The 14,226-nt window shown below is 69.8% G+C and carries 14 protein-coding genes; 8 read left to right on the top strand and 6 right to left on the bottom strand.

The genetic code is table 11. The features are described from left to right. Positions 1 to 9: 9 nt before the first annotated feature. Together BG418_RS07430 and BG418_RS07425 are read right to left on the bottom strand one after the other, a co-directional pair. A complete protein-coding gene (locus BG418_RS07430) occupies positions 10 to 696 on the bottom strand; it encodes an ABC transporter permease (protein ID WP_188272923.1) in 687 nt (228 codons plus the stop codon). Next, positions 696 to 1,382 carry an ABC transporter permease gene (locus BG418_RS07425; RefSeq protein ID WP_188272922.1) on the bottom strand — a complete coding sequence of 229 codons (687 nt, stop codon included), beginning with the start codon at positions 1,380 to 1,382 and terminating at the stop codon, positions 696 to 698. Before BG418_RS07425 ends, BG418_RS07430 begins: the two co-directional genes overlap by 1 nt. A gap of 174 nt (positions 1,383 to 1,556) precedes the next feature. On the opposite strand from BG418_RS07425, the gene BG418_RS07420 reads away from it, so the two are divergent. Continuing rightward, positions 1,557 to 2,705: an ABC transporter ATP-binding protein gene (locus BG418_RS07420; protein WP_188272921.1), complete on the top strand. Its 1,149-nt coding sequence runs from the start codon at positions 1,557 to 1,559 to the stop codon at positions 2,703 to 2,705. Between the two features lie 47 nt (positions 2,706 to 2,752). Here the strand turns inward: BG418_RS07420 and BG418_RS07415 are convergent, their stop codons facing one another. After that, positions 2,753 to 3,865, bottom strand: coding sequence for an esterase family protein (locus tag BG418_RS07415; protein WP_188272920.1), 1,113 nt, complete (start codon positions 3,863 to 3,865; stop codon positions 2,753 to 2,755). Positions 3,866 to 4,018: 153 nt separating this feature from the next. On the opposite strand from BG418_RS07415, the gene BG418_RS07410 reads away from it, so the two are divergent. Continuing rightward, positions 4,019 to 5,860 (top strand): phosphatidylglycerol lysyltransferase domain-containing protein, encoded by a 1,842-nt coding sequence (locus BG418_RS07410; RefSeq protein WP_188272919.1) that lies wholly within the window; start codon positions 4,019 to 4,021, stop codon positions 5,858 to 5,860. Between the two features lie 143 nt (positions 5,861 to 6,003). Here BG418_RS07410 and BG418_RS07405 read toward each other — a convergent pair whose 3' ends face one another. Then, positions 6,004 to 7,494: an MFS transporter gene (locus BG418_RS07405; RefSeq protein ID WP_398997885.1), complete on the bottom strand. Its 1,491-nt coding sequence runs from the start codon at positions 7,492 to 7,494 to the stop codon at positions 6,004 to 6,006. A 146-nt stretch (positions 7,495 to 7,640) separates the two neighbouring features. Between BG418_RS07405 and BG418_RS07400 the strand changes: the two genes are divergently transcribed. The 6 genes from BG418_RS07400 to BG418_RS07375 all read left to right on the top strand — a co-directional run bounded on the left by BG418_RS07400 (position 7,641) and on the right by BG418_RS07375 (position 11,117). After that, positions 7,641 to 8,123 (top strand): MarR family winged helix-turn-helix transcriptional regulator, encoded by a 483-nt coding sequence (locus BG418_RS07400; RefSeq protein ID WP_398997882.1) that lies wholly within the window; start codon positions 7,641 to 7,643, stop codon positions 8,121 to 8,123. Positions 8,124 to 8,139: 16 nt separating this feature from the next. Next, complete coding sequence (folP, locus tag BG418_RS07395) at positions 8,140 to 9,000, top strand: dihydropteroate synthase (protein ID WP_188272918.1); 861 nt, start codon at positions 8,140 to 8,142, stop codon at positions 8,998 to 9,000. After that, a complete protein-coding gene (locus BG418_RS07390) occupies positions 8,997 to 9,449 on the top strand; it encodes a nuclear transport factor 2 family protein (protein WP_188272917.1) in 453 nt (150 codons plus the stop codon). The genes folP and BG418_RS07390 overlap by 4 nt, the downstream gene beginning before the upstream one ends. 163 nt (positions 9,450 to 9,612) lie before the next feature. Next, positions 9,613 to 9,972 (top strand): dihydroneopterin aldolase, encoded by a 360-nt coding sequence (gene folB / locus BG418_RS07385; protein WP_101389407.1) that lies wholly within the window; start codon positions 9,613 to 9,615, stop codon positions 9,970 to 9,972. Further along, positions 9,969 to 10,583, top strand: coding sequence for a 2-amino-4-hydroxy-6-hydroxymethyldihydropteridine diphosphokinase (folK, locus tag BG418_RS07380; protein WP_188272916.1), 615 nt, complete (start codon positions 9,969 to 9,971; stop codon positions 10,581 to 10,583). Before folB ends, folK begins: the two co-directional genes overlap by 4 nt. A gap of 51 nt (positions 10,584 to 10,634) precedes the next feature. Next, positions 10,635 to 11,117, top strand: coding sequence for a DUF3180 domain-containing protein (locus tag BG418_RS07375; RefSeq protein ID WP_188272915.1), 483 nt, complete (start codon positions 10,635 to 10,637; stop codon positions 11,115 to 11,117). 192 nt (positions 11,118 to 11,309) lie between these two features. Here the strand turns inward: BG418_RS07375 and folE are convergent, their stop codons facing one another. Both folE and ftsH read right to left on the bottom strand, forming a co-directional pair. Continuing rightward, a complete protein-coding gene (gene folE, locus BG418_RS07370; RefSeq protein WP_188272914.1) occupies positions 11,310 to 11,915 on the bottom strand; it encodes a GTP cyclohydrolase I FolE in 606 nt (201 codons plus the stop codon). A 107-nt stretch (positions 11,916 to 12,022) separates the two neighbouring features. Next, positions 12,023 to 14,050: an ATP-dependent zinc metalloprotease FtsH gene (gene ftsH / locus BG418_RS07365; RefSeq protein WP_188272913.1), complete on the bottom strand. Its 2,028-nt coding sequence runs from the start codon at positions 14,048 to 14,050 to the stop codon at positions 12,023 to 12,025. Between the last annotated feature and the right edge of the window lie 176 nt (positions 14,051 to 14,226).

Here is a 14,226-nt window from a genome sequence, read left to right as displayed (position 1 = left end):
GCCGTCGGCTCAGGCGGCCGTGGGCCGTCCGCCGCGTCGCCGCAGCGGGCTGAACAGCCGGTCGGCCACCACCAGCACGCCCTCGACCAGCAACGCGAGCAGCGCGGCGAGGATCGCCCCCGCGACCACCTGCGGTGTGTTGTACGTGGCGAACCCGGCCGTGATGATCCGGCCGAGGCCCCCCAGGCCCACCATCGACGCGATCGTCGCGGTCGCCACCACCTGCACCGCCGCCGACCGCACCCCGATCATGATCAGCGGATACGCGAGCGGCAGCTCCACCCGGGCGAACAGCTGCGGCCCGGACATCCCCATCCCGCGCGCGGCCTCCACGACCGACCGGTCCACCTCCCGCATGCCCACATAGGCGTTGGTCAGCAGCGGCGGCACCGCGAAGAGCACCAAGGCGATGATCGTCGGCAGGTACCCCTCCTTGCGCAGCGGGGTGAGCATCAGCAGGGCGAGCACCGCGAACACGGGCACCGCCCGGCCCACGTTGGAGATGTTGACCGCGAGCGCGCCGCCCCGGCCGAGGTGCCCGAGCCACAGCGCGATCGGCAGCGCGATGGCGCAGGCCACCAGGAGCGAGACCCCGCTCACGTACGCGTGCTCGCCCAGCCGGTGCCAGGCGCCGTCCTCGCCCGACCAGTTGGACCCCGTCGTCAGCCAGGTCCAGGCGTCCGCCATGACCCCCATCAGCGCGCCCCCGCCGTCGTCCGTATCCGCGTCCAGGGCGTGAGCAGCCGCTGGAGGCCGAGCAGCAGCAGGTCCGCCACCAGCGCGAGCAGCACGCACAGCACCGACGCGGTGAGTACCTGCGCCTTGAACGTGGACTGCACCCCGTCGCCGATGAGGTTGCCCAGACCGCCCTTGCCGACCACCGAGCCGACCGTGGTGAGCGCGACCGTCGACACCGTGGCTATGCGCACCCCGGCCAGCAGCGCCGGGAGCGCGAGCGGCAGCTCGACCTCGACCAGCATCCGTATGCGCCCGTATCCCATCCCCCGCGCGGCTTCGCGCACGTCGGCCGGGACCGCTTCGAGGCCCGCCAGGATGTTCCGTACGAGGATCGTCAGCGAATAGAGCACAAGGCCGGTGACGACCAGCGACGCCGAGAGGCCGAACACCGGGAGCAGCAGCGAGAACATGGCGAGCGAGGGCACCGTGTAGAGCACCGTCGTCAGGGTCAGCACCGCTCCCGCGACCGATCTGCGGCCGCGCGCCAGCAGCGCCAGCGGCAGCGCGATCGCCAGTCCGATCAGCACCGACACCGCCGTGATCCAGACATGCTGGACCGTGGCGTCGGTCAGCTCATGGCTGCGGGAGCGCACGTACTCCCAGCAGATCCAGTCGTTGCGCACCAGGCAGTTCTGCGCTGCCACGGTCCCCCACCTCCCCCGTCGGATCTCCCCGAATCTCCCGAACGTATGTCTGGCGACCTTATCCCCGACCACTGACAATCGCCGAGAGCCGGCCGGTGGATCCGCGCATCGCACACAGGGCGGCAACATGGGGTTCACACACGCGGGATCGAACACCGGCCACAATGGGGAACCATGATCCGATTCGAGCATGTCACCAAGCGGTACGCCGACGGCACCACCGCCGTCGACGACCTCTCCTTCGAGGTGGCCGAGGGTGAACTGGTCACGCTCGTCGGACCGTCGGGCTGCGGCAAGACCACCACGATGAAGATGGTGAACCGGCTGATCGAGCCGACCGGGGGCCGGATATTCCTGGACGGCGAGGACATATCCACCGTCGACCCGGTCCAACTGCGGCGCCGCATCGGCTATGTGATCCAGCAGGTCGGGCTCTTCCCGCACAAGACGGTCCTGGAGAACACCGCGACCGTCCCGCATCTGCTCGGCGTCAAGCGCGCCAAGGCCCGTGAGCGCGCGGCCGAACTCCTCGACCTGGTCGGCCTGGACCCCAAGGTCTTCGGGTCCCGCTACCCCGAGCAGCTCTCCGGCGGCCAGCGCCAACGGGTGGGCGTGGCACGGGCGTTGGCGGCGGACCCGCCGGTGCTGCTGATGGACGAGCCGTTCGGCGCGGTCGACCCGGTGGTGCGCGAGCGGCTGCAGAACGAGTTCCTGCGGCTTCAGTCGCAGGTCCGCAAGACCGTCCTGTTCGTCACCCACGACATCGAGGAGGCGGTCCGCCTCGGCGACCGCATCGCGGTGTACGGCGAGGGCCGCATCGAGCAGTTCGACGCCCCGGCGGCCGTGCTGGGCGCCCCCGCGACCCCGTACGTGGCGGACTTCGTGGGCGCCGACCGGGGCCTCAAGCGCCTCTCGGTGACGCCCATCGAGGAGGGCGACCTGGAGCAGCCGCCCGTGGTGCGGCTCGACGACCCGCTCCCCGCCGACCTGGGCGCCCCCTGGGCGGTGGTCCTGGACGCCTCCGGCGATCTGCACGGCTGGATCTCCGCCGAGGCCACCCGGGGCAAGAAGGGCACCGTGCGCGAGCACGCCCGCCGGATGGAGGCCTGGCTGCCGGTCGGCGCCTCCCTCAAGCAGGCGTTCGCGACGATGCTCCAGTACGACGCCGGCTGGATCGCGGTGATCGACAACGCGGAGACGGGCCGGTTCCTCGGTGTGCTCACCCCGGCCCGCCTCCACGAGGCGCTGCGCCGCTCGATCGACGCGGACGCCCAGGACGTCCCGCGTACGGAAGTGGAAGTGGAAACGATCAGTTCACGCTAAAGCGGCCGCCGAGGCGGCCGATGATCGTCTCGATGGAGGGGATGTGATCAGTTGCCGGTCAGACGGCTGCTGATCCACTCCAGGGTCGGCGGGATCTCGCGCCGCCAGGTGTTGAAGTTGTGCCCGCCGCTGTTGAGCGTGATCGACGACACGCGCGCGGGCGACTTCACCTTCTCGATGAACTTCAGCGTCGGCTTCAGGTTGTCCTCGCCCGACTTCGAGCTGGTGACCAGGAACGACGACTTGCCGGCGGGCACGTGGTCCAGCGCCCACAGCAGGTTGGAGCGGTCGCGCGCCTTCTTGTCGCCGTGGAAGAGATCACCGGTGGTCGGGTCGCTGGCGGCCTTGTAGTACGCCGACAGGCCCGCGCTGGCGCCGAAGACCTCGGGGTGGTGGATGCCGATCTTCAGGGCGCAGTAGCCGCCCGTCGAGTTCCCGATGAAGCCCCAGTTCTGGGGCTTGGTGCCGACGCGGTACGTCTGCGAGACGGCCTTGGGGAGGTCCTTGGCGAAGAAGGTCTCGGTCTGCGGGCCGCCCGGGATGTCCACGCACTCGGTGTCACGCGGCGGCGCGACGGTCGGGCGCATCATGACCAGGATCATGGGCTGCGCCTTCTTCTGCTTGACCTGCGCCCACGCCGTCTTCGGGTACCTCAGCCCTTTGATCAGGTTCTCGGCGGTACCGGGGTAGCCGGTGAGGACCACGGCGGCGGGGAACTTCTGGTTCTCGTACTTCTTCTGGAAGTACTCGGGGGGCAGATAGACGTAGGCGGGGCTGGCTATTTTGGACTGCTGGCCCGAGACGACGATCTTCTGGATCTCACCCCCCATGGCGCGGTTGCCGGCGCCCGGAGTGTCGGGCTTCTCCTTGCCCGTGACCTTGATGTCCTTGCTGCCGGCGGAGTGGTCGACCACCACGCCCATGTCCTGCTCCTGGCCGAAAAGGTCCGCCCACGAGCCGTAGAAGAGGAAAGAGTTGTTGGCCGCGAGGCCCACCGAGGCGAAGAGCATCAGCTGCGTGCCGAGGAGCAGGCCGATGCGGCCCACGACGGCTCGCCAGCTGCGCTTGGCCAGTCGCGGCCAGAGCCAGATGGTGAGCCCGAAGAACACCACCGCCAGGACGACGGCGAGTATCAGGACCGTGTTGCTCGTGAGACCCATGAGTCGTAGAAACTTTCTGACTGAGATTTTCCTGAGACCGAGGGAACCCGCCCCCTGGAAGTGCCGTCCTAGAGGGCGCAAATTGTCCGGAAGACAGCGGCTACCTTGTCACTGTTCCGACAACCAGGATCTCTCGCGGAGTCACGGGAAGCGATGTCTGTCAGGATAGATGGGGACAAAAAGGGTTCGGTTCCGGCCGGCGCGCGCAAAGTCCTCCGCGGACCGCGCCCCGACTCGGTTCCCTCACTGGTCGGCACGGCTGCGACCTTCGTAGGCCTGCTCAACATCGCCGCAGGCATCTTCCCGCGCTTCCGCGCCAGCAGGATGCATGCTGTGACGGAAGTCCTACCGGGCACGACGGGTCCCTTCGCGGCGGCCCTGGCGCTCAGCACCGGCGTCCTGCTGCTGCTCCTGGCCCACGGCCTGAAGCGGCGCAAGCGGCGGGCCTGGCGGGCCGCGGTCGCCCTGCTGCCGATCGGCGCGGTGGCCCAGTTCCTGTACCGGCACTCGATCATCGGCGTGCTGATCTCGATCGCGCTGCTCGTGCTGCTGGTCCGCCACCGCGACGAGTTCACCGCGCTGCCCGATCCGCGCAGCCGCTGGAAGGCGCTGGCCAACTTCATCCTGCTCGGCTCCGGCTCGCTCGGCCTCGGTCTGGTGATCGTCTCGGTCCACCCGGGCCGGGTCGTCGGCAACCCGTCGATCGCCGACCGTATCCAGCATGTGATGTACGGCCTGTTCGGCTTCGAGGGCCCCGTCGAGTACGCGGGCGACACCAGCTGGACCGTCGGCTACTCGCTGGGCGCGCTCGGCCTGCTCACCGCGATCACCACGATCTACCTGGCCTTCCGCCCCGAGCACCCGGCCGCCCGGCTCACCGAGGACGACGAGCGCCAGCTGCGCGACCTGCTCGCCAAGCACGGCGCCCGCGACTCGCTGGGCCACTTCGCGCTCCGCCGCGACAAGGCGGTCGTCTTCTCCCCCAGCGGCAAGGCCGCCGTCACCTACCGCGTCGTCTCCGGTGTGATGCTCGCCTCGGGCGACCCGATCGGCGACGTCGAGGCCTGGCCGGGCGCCATCGAGCGCTTCATGGACGAGGCCAAGGCGCACTCCTGGACGCCGGCCGTGGTCGGCTGCTCGGAGACAGGTGGCGAGGTGTGGACCCGCGAGACCGGGCTCGACGCCCTGGAGCTGGGTGACGAGGCGGTGGTGGACGCCGCGGATTTCTCCCTTTCCGGGCGCGCCATGCGGAACGTACGCCAGATGGTCAAGCGCATCGAGCGCAATGGCTACGAAACCCGCGTACGGCGCGTCCGTGATCTCTCCGTAGGCGAGCTGGAACGGATTCAGCGGGCCGCCGAGGCCTGGCGCGGCACCGACACCGAGCGCGGCTTCTCGATGGCGCTCGGGCGGATCGGCGACCCGGACGACGGCGACTGCGTGATCGCCACCGCCCACAAGGCCGACGACGACGGCTCGGGCGAGCCGGGGCCGTACGGCGACCTGAAGGCCATGATCCACTTCGTCCCCTGGGGCAAGGACGGGATGTCGCTGGAGCTCATGCGCCGCGACCGGTCCGCCGACCCGGGCATGAACGAGCTGCTGATCGTCGCCTCGCTCCAGGCCGCCCCGAAGCTGAACATCGAGCACGTCTCGCTGAACTTCGCGATGTTCCGCTCGGCGCTCGCGCGCGGCGAGAAGATCGGCGCCGGCCCGGTGCTGCGGCTCTGGCGCGGACTGCTTGTCTTCCTGTCCCGCTGGTTCCAGATCGAGTCGCTGTACAAGTTCAACGCCAAGTTCCAGCCGCGCTGGGAACCGCGTTTCATGGTCTACCGCGCCCACGGTGACCTGCCGCGCATCGGCTTCGCGGTGATGCAGGCCGAGGGCTTCGTCAACGTCGCCCTCCCCCGCCCCTTCGCCCGCTTCAGCCGCGCCAACCGCAAGCGTCCGTGCGCGCACCTCGCGTCCACGGAGAGCGAGGTACGGGCGGCGTAAGCCTGGCTTGTGGCTTTTAGGGGCGCGGGGAACTGCGCGACCAGCCACGCACGGCCCGCAGCAAACGTCCGACGGACGGAGTCCGAAAAAGGGGCCCGGGGGAAATCCCCGGGCCCCTTTCGTGTTGCCCGCTAGGGCACCGGTCAGGCGTTGACCTTGGCCTCTTCAGAGGCATCCACCCCGGTCACGACCGCATCGGCCTGCGGCTTCCGGTCGGACTTAAGCCCGAGCAGGGCCACGACCACGACCAGCAGGAACGCACCACCGGCGAGCGCGAAGCTCAGCGTGAACTGGCTCTCCTGCGGCAGCGCGGGGATCCCCGGCGGCAGGTGCTGGATCGTCTTGGAGGCGAGCAGAGACGTGATCACCGCACTGGCGATCGCGCTGCCGACGGACCGCGAGATCGAGTTGATCCCGTTCGCGATACCCGTCTGGTGGTGCGGGACGCTCGCCACGATCAGCGCGGGCATCGCCGCGTAACCGAAGCTGATGGCCACACCGATCACCATGCCCGCGAGGATCACCGACGCGGTGGTGTCGTGCGCGCCGGTCAGCCACGCGAAGCCGACGACACCGAAGACGGCGCCGATGGTCAGCGTGAAGCGCGCGCCGATGCGGCGGACCAGCATGCCGCCGAGCTGGGCGGCGAGCAGCGACATGATCGTGGTCGGCAGCAGGTACTCGACCGAGGCGCGCAGCACGGACGCCGTGAACCCGTAACCGGTGATCTTCTCCGGCATCTGCACCAGGTACGAGACGCCGATGAACTGCGAGAACATCGCGAAGCCGAGCAGCAGACCGGCCAGGTTGGTGAAGAAGACCGGGCGGTGGGCGAACATCTTCATGTCCACCATGGGCGCCTTGACCTTGTTCTCGACCAGGACCCAGACCACGGTCATGGCGACGGCCGCGGCGAACAGGCCCAGCGTGCGGCCGGAGGACCAGCCCCACTCGTGACCCTGCGAGATCGGCAGCAGCAGGAGGACCAGGAGGGCCGCCAGCGTGCCCGCGCCGAGCCAGTCGGTGCGTCCGCCGGGCTTGTGGCGCGAGGCCGGGACGCCCGCGACGACGGCCACCAGGGCGACGATCGCGAGGACGGCGGCGAGCCAGAAGACCCGGTGGTAGTCGGGGTGGTCGCCCTGCGTGAGCAGACCGGCGCCGACGAGCGCGAGACCGCTGCCGAACGCCAGGGTGCCGCTGACCAGCGCCATCGCGCCGTGCAGCTTCTCCGGGCGGACCTCCTCGCGGAGTACGGACAGGGCGAGCGGGAAGATCGCGGTGGCCGCGCCCTGCATCACCCGGCCGACGATCAGCCAGAGCAGCGAGCTGGTGGTGGCCGCCAGGACCGAGCCCGCGACCATGAGGACGAGCACGCCTATGAGCGTGGGCTTCTTGCCGTGCATGTCGCCGAAGCGGCCGAGCAGCGGGGTGAAGACGGCGGCGGACAGCAGGGTCGCGGTGGTGACCCAGCTGACGTTGGAGGTGGAGGTGCCGAGGTCGTTCTGGATGATGCCCAGGATCGGCACGACCAGGGTCTGCATCATCGAGACGACCATGGCGGCCAGCCCGAGGACCAGGACGAGCGCGGGGCCGCCGGTGGGGCGCGTGGGCGCCACGTGATGTGTGGGAGTCACGGTTTCTTCCGTAGGAGTCCGTAGGGAGGGATTGCTTGAGGTGGTCGATGCTTGATTACCTCAAGTGCTTGATTACCTCAAGCAACTAGAGTGACGGTAAACCTCAAAGGTTGAGATCGTCAAGTTTCTCGCGGTAAGGTGGCGCCATGTCTGGAACCAGCCGCCCGGCCGCCGTGTCCCACGCCGTGACGAACGACGTGCTCATGGACGCCCTCTGGGACTCCCTGGCGGACTACTACGGCGACTTCACCTCGGCCGCCGCCGAGGTGGGCCTCACCGCCAGCCAGGCCAAGACGCTGACCGTGCTGCGCCGGGGCCCCGCCTCCATGCGCTCGCTCGCCACCACGCTGCACTGCGACGCCTCCAACGTCACCGGCATCGTGGACCGCCTGGAGAGCCGCGACCTGGTCCGCCGCGAGCCCAGCCCCACCGACCGCCGGGTCAAGAACGTCGTCCTCACCGACGGCGGCGCCCAGGCCGTCGAGACCGTCCGGGCCGGCATGCACGGCACCCACACCGCCCTGGACGCGCTCCCCGGCGCCGACCGGGGCGCCCTGCACGAACTCCTGCGGCGTCTGACCGGCGGCCCGGGATCTCGTACGGGGTCTGGTCCGGGGACCGTCGGCTGACGCCTACGCTGGACGTATGAGTACGTTGCGCCGACGCGGCACGGTCACCGGGCTGCCCGAGTGGGACCGCTGCGCGGTCATGGGCGTGGTCAATGTCACGCCCGACTCCTTCTCCGACGGCGGCCGCTGGTTCGACACGGCCGCCGCGATCAAGCACGGCCTCAACCTTGTCGCCGAGGGCGCCGACCTGGTGGACGTCGGCGGCGAGTCGACCCGCCCGGGCGCGACCCGCGTCGACGAGGACGAGGAGCTGCGCCGAGTTGTGCCGGTGGTGCGGGGCCTGGCCGCCGAGGGCGTCACCGTCTCCGTCGACACCATGCGCGCCTCGGTCGCCGAACAGGCCGTCGCGGCGGGCGCGTTGCTCGTCAACGACGTCAGCGGCGGCCTCGCCGACCCGGCCATGATCCCGGCGGTCGCCGCCTGCGGCGCCCCGTTCGTCGTCATGCACTGGCGCGGCTTCAGCCAGGACATGAACAGCCGCGCGGTGTACGGGGACGTGGTCGCCGAGGTCGTCGCCGAGCTCCACGCACGCGTGGCGGCCGTCGTCGCGGGCGGCATCGCCCCCGAGAAGATCGTCGTCGACCCGGGCCTGGGCTTCGCCAAGCAGGCCGAGCACGACCTGGCGCTCGTCGCCCACCTCGCCGACCTGCGCGCGCTCGGCCACCCCCTGCTCGTCGCCGCCTCCCGCAAGCGGTTCCTCGGCCACGTGCTCGCCGGGGACGGCTCCGGACCGCCGCCCGCGCGCGAGCGCGACGCCGCCACGGCCGCCGTCTCCGCCATCGCCGCGCACGAGGGCGCCTGGGCGGTCCGCGTCCACGAGGTGCGGGCCACCGCCGACGCCGTCCGCGTCGCGCGCGCGGTCGAGGGAGCCACGTGAGTGCCCGCACGGACATAGAGGCCGTCGAGCTCGCCAACACCGCCTTCTACGAGACGCTGGAGCGCGGCGACTTCGACGAGCTCTCCGAGCTCTGGCTGAGCGCCACCGACGCCGGGGACACCGCGATCTCCTGCGTCCACCCCGGCTGGCCGGTCCTGTCCGGTCGCGGCGAGGTGCTCCGCTCGTACGCGCTGATCATGGCGAACACGGAGTACATCCAGTTCTTCCTGACCGATGTGAAGGTCGTCGTGCTGGCCGACACCGCCCTGGTCACCTGTACCGAGAACATCCTCAGCGGCGGCCCCGCCCAGGACGGCGGCGAGCTCGGGCCGCTGGTCGGCCAGCTCGTGGTCGCCACCAATGTGTTCCGCCGCACACCCGAGGGCTGGAAGCTCTGGTCCCACCACGGCTCGCCCGTCCTGGCGGAAACGGGCGAGGACGAGGATTGAAACAGGGGGCTCGGGGTAGGGGCGGGTACCAGTCCTGACGCCGTCTGTCCATAGCCCCCGTGGGCGAGCGTTGTCAGTGCCCGCAGGTAGATTCGATGGTGGGTAATGAGCCGCCCGCACGCGGCCGTGTCCCGTCTGACCAACGACAGCAGGAGTGATTCGCGTGGATCGTGTCGCGCTGCGCGGCCTCAAGGCTCGCGGGCACCATGGCGTCTTCCCCCGGGAGCGCGAAGAGGGCCAGACCTTCATCGTCGACCTGGTGCTCGGCCTCGACACCCGCCCCGCGGCGGCCGACGACGACCTGGCGAAGACCGTGCACTACGGAGTGGTGGCCGAGGAGGTCGTGGACGTGGTCCAGGGCGAGCCGGTCGACCTGATCGAGACGCTGGCCGAGCGCATCGCCCAGCAGTGCCTGAAGCATGCCGGGGTGCAGCAGGTGGAGGTGTGCGTCCACAAGCCGGACGCGCCGATCACCGTCCCCTTCGACGACGTGACCATCACCATCACCCGGAGCCGAGTATGACTGTGTTCTCGCACGAAGGCCCGCAGAGCGACCCGACCGTACAGCCGGTGCCCGCCTCGGTGGTCGAGCAGGTGGACGCGGCGGACGTCACCCTGTCCAACCCGAAACGCGCCGTGATCTCCCTCGGCTCCAACCTCGGCAACCGCATGGAGACGCTCCAGGGCGCCATCGACGCCCTGGAGGACACCCCCGGCCTGCGGGTCAAGGCGGTCTCCCCCGTGTACGAGACGGAGCCCTGGGGCGTCGCCCCCGGCTCGCAGCCCTCGTACTTCAACGCGGTGGTCGTGGTGAAGACGACGCTGCCCCCCAGCTCGCTCCTGGAGCGCGGCCAGGCCATCGAGGAGGCCTTCGACCGCGTCCGCGAGGAGCGCTGGGGGCCGCGCACGATCGACGTGGACATCGTTGCCTACGCCGATGTGATCAGCGACGACCCGGTCCTGACGCTCCCCCACCCGCGCGCCCACGAGCGGGCGTTCGTCCTCGTCCCCTGGCACGACGTGGACCCGGAGGCCCAGCTGCCCGGCCGGGGCCCGGTCGCCGAACTGCTCGCCGCGATCGGCCGCGAAGGCGTGCTGCCGCGCGCCGACCTGGAACTGCGCCTGCCCGAGTAGTCGTTAGGCTGCTGACGGCGTATCGGTTCTGGAGACGAAGGGCACTCTTCGGTGAAACAACTGCGGCTGGGCGTACTGGCGGGACTGTTCGCCGTCGCCGGAGTGCTCTCCTGGGCCGGTGCCCGGCTCTGGGACTCGCTGGGCACCCTGCCGAGCGTCCCGCTGGCGGCGCCGATCGTGCTCGCGGTGATCGCGGTGGTCCTGTTCGCCACCGCGCTCTCCATCCGCGCCCGGCTGCGCGCCCAGCGCGAGCGCCGCCCCGGTGCCAAGGGCGTCGAGCCGCTGATGGCGGCCCGCGCCGTGGTCTTCGGCCAGTCCAGCGCCCTGGTGGCCGCCCTGGTCTCCGGAATGTACGGCGGCACGGGCGTCTTCCTGCTCGGCTCCCTGGACATCCCGGCCCGCCGCGACCAGGCGATCTACGCCGGCTTCTCGGTAGCGGCCGGCATCGCGGTGGTGGCAGCGGCGTTCTTCCTGGAACGAGTCTGCAAACTCCCGGAAGACGAGGACGACAACAAGGCGCCGGCGGCGCAATAGGGGCAGCGGGGATCTGGGGAGGCGTGTACGTCCCAGAGAGCCGCTATTAGGGGCGCGGGGAACTGCGCGACAAGCCAAGCACGGTCCGCGGTCGACGTCCCGACAGCCCAGCCCCACAGGGGCGCGGGGAACTGCGCGACCAGCCCCCACCGGCGCGCAGCCGAACACCCACGCCCCGGCGAAGCAACGGGGCTAGCGAGCCATGATCAGGCTCATCGCCTCGGCACGGGTCGCCGCATCCCGAAGCTGCCCGCGCACGGCGGACGTAATGGTCTTCGCACCAGGCTTCCGCACACCCCGCATCGTCATGCACATGTGCTCGCACTCCACGACCACGATGACGCCACGCGGTTCGAGGATCTCCATCAAGGAGTCCGCGATCTGCGTGGTCAACCGCTCCTGCACCTGCGGCCGACGCGCGTACACATCGACAAGACGGGCCAGCTTCGACAGGCCGGTGATCTTCCCGTCCGTCGACGGGATGTACCCGACGTGCGCCACGCCTACGAACGGCACGAGGTGGTGCTCGCAGCTGCTCATGACCTCGATGTCCTTGACCAGGACCATCTCGTCGTGGCCCAGGTCGAACGTCGTCGTCAGCACGTCCTGCGGCTTCTGCCACAGACCCGCGAATATCTCCCTGTAGGCCCGCGCCACCCGCGCCGGCGTCTCCTGCAGACCCTCGCGGTCCGGGTCCTCTCCGACCGCGATGAGGAGCTCGCGCACGGCGTTCTCGGCCCGCTTCTCGTCGAACTCGCCGATACGGCCCTCGCCGTCCAGCGTCACCGGGTCGGTCATCTGTGCCTCGTTCCTCGTTGCTCTGCACGGGCGTACGAAAGCGCCGCGCCCCCACAGGCTAAAACCTGGGGGGCGCGGCATGCATTCCGGGTCCGAGGAGCAGACGATCAGCTCTCGGGACGGTCCTCCACACCCGGCAGCTGCTCGGTCGGGACCGAGTCCGTCGGGGCGGCGCCGTTGGCGGTGGACGCGCCGTTGGTCAGCGCCAGCTCCCTGGGCGACAGGACCGGCGGGCGGGTCGACGGCGTACGCCGCGACGAGCCCGTCCAGGCCGGACGCGCGGGGCGCCGCACGATCGGGGCGAAGATCTCGGCGATCTGCTCCTTGCCCAGCGTCTCCTTCTCCAGGAGCTGCAGGACCAGGTTGTCGAGGACGTCGCGGTTCTCGACCAGGATCTCCCACGCCTCGTTGTGCGCGGTCTCGATGAGCTTCTTGACCTCTTCGTCGACCAGCGCCGCGACCTCTTCCGAGTAGTCGCGCTGGTGCGCCATCTCACGGCCCAGGAACGGCTCCGTGTTGTCGCCGCCGAACTTGATCGCGCCGAGCCGCTCGGTCATGCCGTACTGCGTGACCATCGCGCGCGCGGTGGCCGTGGCCTTCTCGATGTCGTTCGCCGCGCCCGTCGTCGGGTCGTGGAAGACGAGCTCCTCGGCCGCGCGCCCGCCCAGCATGTAGGCGAGCTGGTCGAGCATCTCGTTGCGCGTGGTCGAGTACTTGTCCTCGTCCGGCAGGACCATCGTGTAGCCGAGGGCCCGGCCGCGCGACAGGATCGTGATCTTGTGGACCGGGTCCGAGTTCGGAGACGCCGCCGCGACCAGGGCGTGACCGCCCTCGTGGTACGCGGTGATCTTCTTCTCCTTGTCGGACATGATCCGGGTCCGCTTCTGCGGGCCCGCCACGACGCGGTCGATCGCCTCGTCCAGCATGTTGTTGTCGATCAGCTTCTGGTTGCTGCGCGCCGTCAGGAGCGCCGCCTCGTTCAGCACGTTCGACAGGTCGGCGCCGGTGAAGCCGGGGGTGCGACGGGCGACGGCCGAGAGGTCGACGTCCGGGGCGACCGGCTTGCCCTTCTGGTGGACCTTGAGGATCTCCAGACGGCCCTGCATGTCCGGGCGGTCGACGGCGATCTGGCGGTCGAACCGGCCGGGGCGCAGCAGCGCCGGGTCGAGGATGTCGGGCCGGTTCGTGGCGGCGATCAGGATGACGCCGCCCTTCACGTCGAAGCCGTCCATCTCGACGAGCAGCTGGTTGAGGGTCTGCTCGCGCTCGTCGTGGCCACCGCCGAGACCCGCACCGCGGTGCCGGCCAACGGCGTCGATCTCGTCGACGAAGACGATCGCCGGGGCGTTCGCCTTGGCCTGCTCGAAGAGGTCGCGCACACGCGAGGCACCGACACCGACGAACATCTCGACGAAGTCGGAACCGGAGATCGAGTAGAACGGCACGCCCGCCTCGCCCGCGACGGCGCGCGCGAGGAGCGTCTTACCGGTGCCGGGCGGGCCGTAGAGCAGCACGCCCTTGGGGATCTTGGCGCCGACGGCCTGGAACTTCGCCGGCTCCTGGAGGAACTCCTTGATCTCGTGGAGCTCCTCGACGGCCTCGTCGGCCCCGGCCACGTCCGCGAACGTCGTCTTCGGGGTGTCCTTGGTGATGAGCTTCGCCTTGGACTTCCCGAAGTTCATGACCCGGGAGCCGCCGCCCTGCATCTGGTTCATCAGGAACAGGAAGACGACGACGATGAGGACGAAGGGGAGCAGCGAGAGCAGGATCCCCACGATCGGGTTCTGCTTGGAGGGGGAGACCGTGTAGCCCTTGGTCAGGTCCCCGCTGTCGAACTTGCCCTGCAGCTTGTTGGCCAGGCTCGTACCCTGGGCGTCGCCGATGTAGCTCGCCTGGATCTTGCCGCTGCCCTTGACCTTCTGGCCGTCCTTGAGGTCGACCTTGATGACCGACTCGTCGCCGGTGGTGATCTTGGCCTGTTCGACCTGGTTCTTGTCGATCGCCTGGACGACCTCGGAGGTGTCCACCGTCTTGTAGCCGCCCGACGAGCCGACGACCTGCATCAACACGACCACGGCGAGGACGGCCAGCACGATCCACATGACCGGCCCACGGAAGTATCGCTTCACGTCCATCCATACGGAGCGAGAACGCCCCGTCCCTCCTGCCCGTAGGTAAATGCTGCTGTGAGTAAAGACTGTTCTTCGGACGGTACCCCAGCATTGTCACCCGCGGCCGCAAGGGACGGCTGACAAACCCGCCTTCCCAAGCTCCAACGCGGGAAGGGGGCTCTTGGTTCCCGACCGGGTTA

Source organism: Streptomyces sp. CBMA152, from assembly GCF_014596475.1.
In the GTDB taxonomy this organism is placed as follows: Bacteria; Actinomycetota; Actinomycetes; order Streptomycetales; family Streptomycetaceae; genus Streptomyces.
This window is presented reverse-complemented; position numbering and strand designations above follow the sequence as displayed.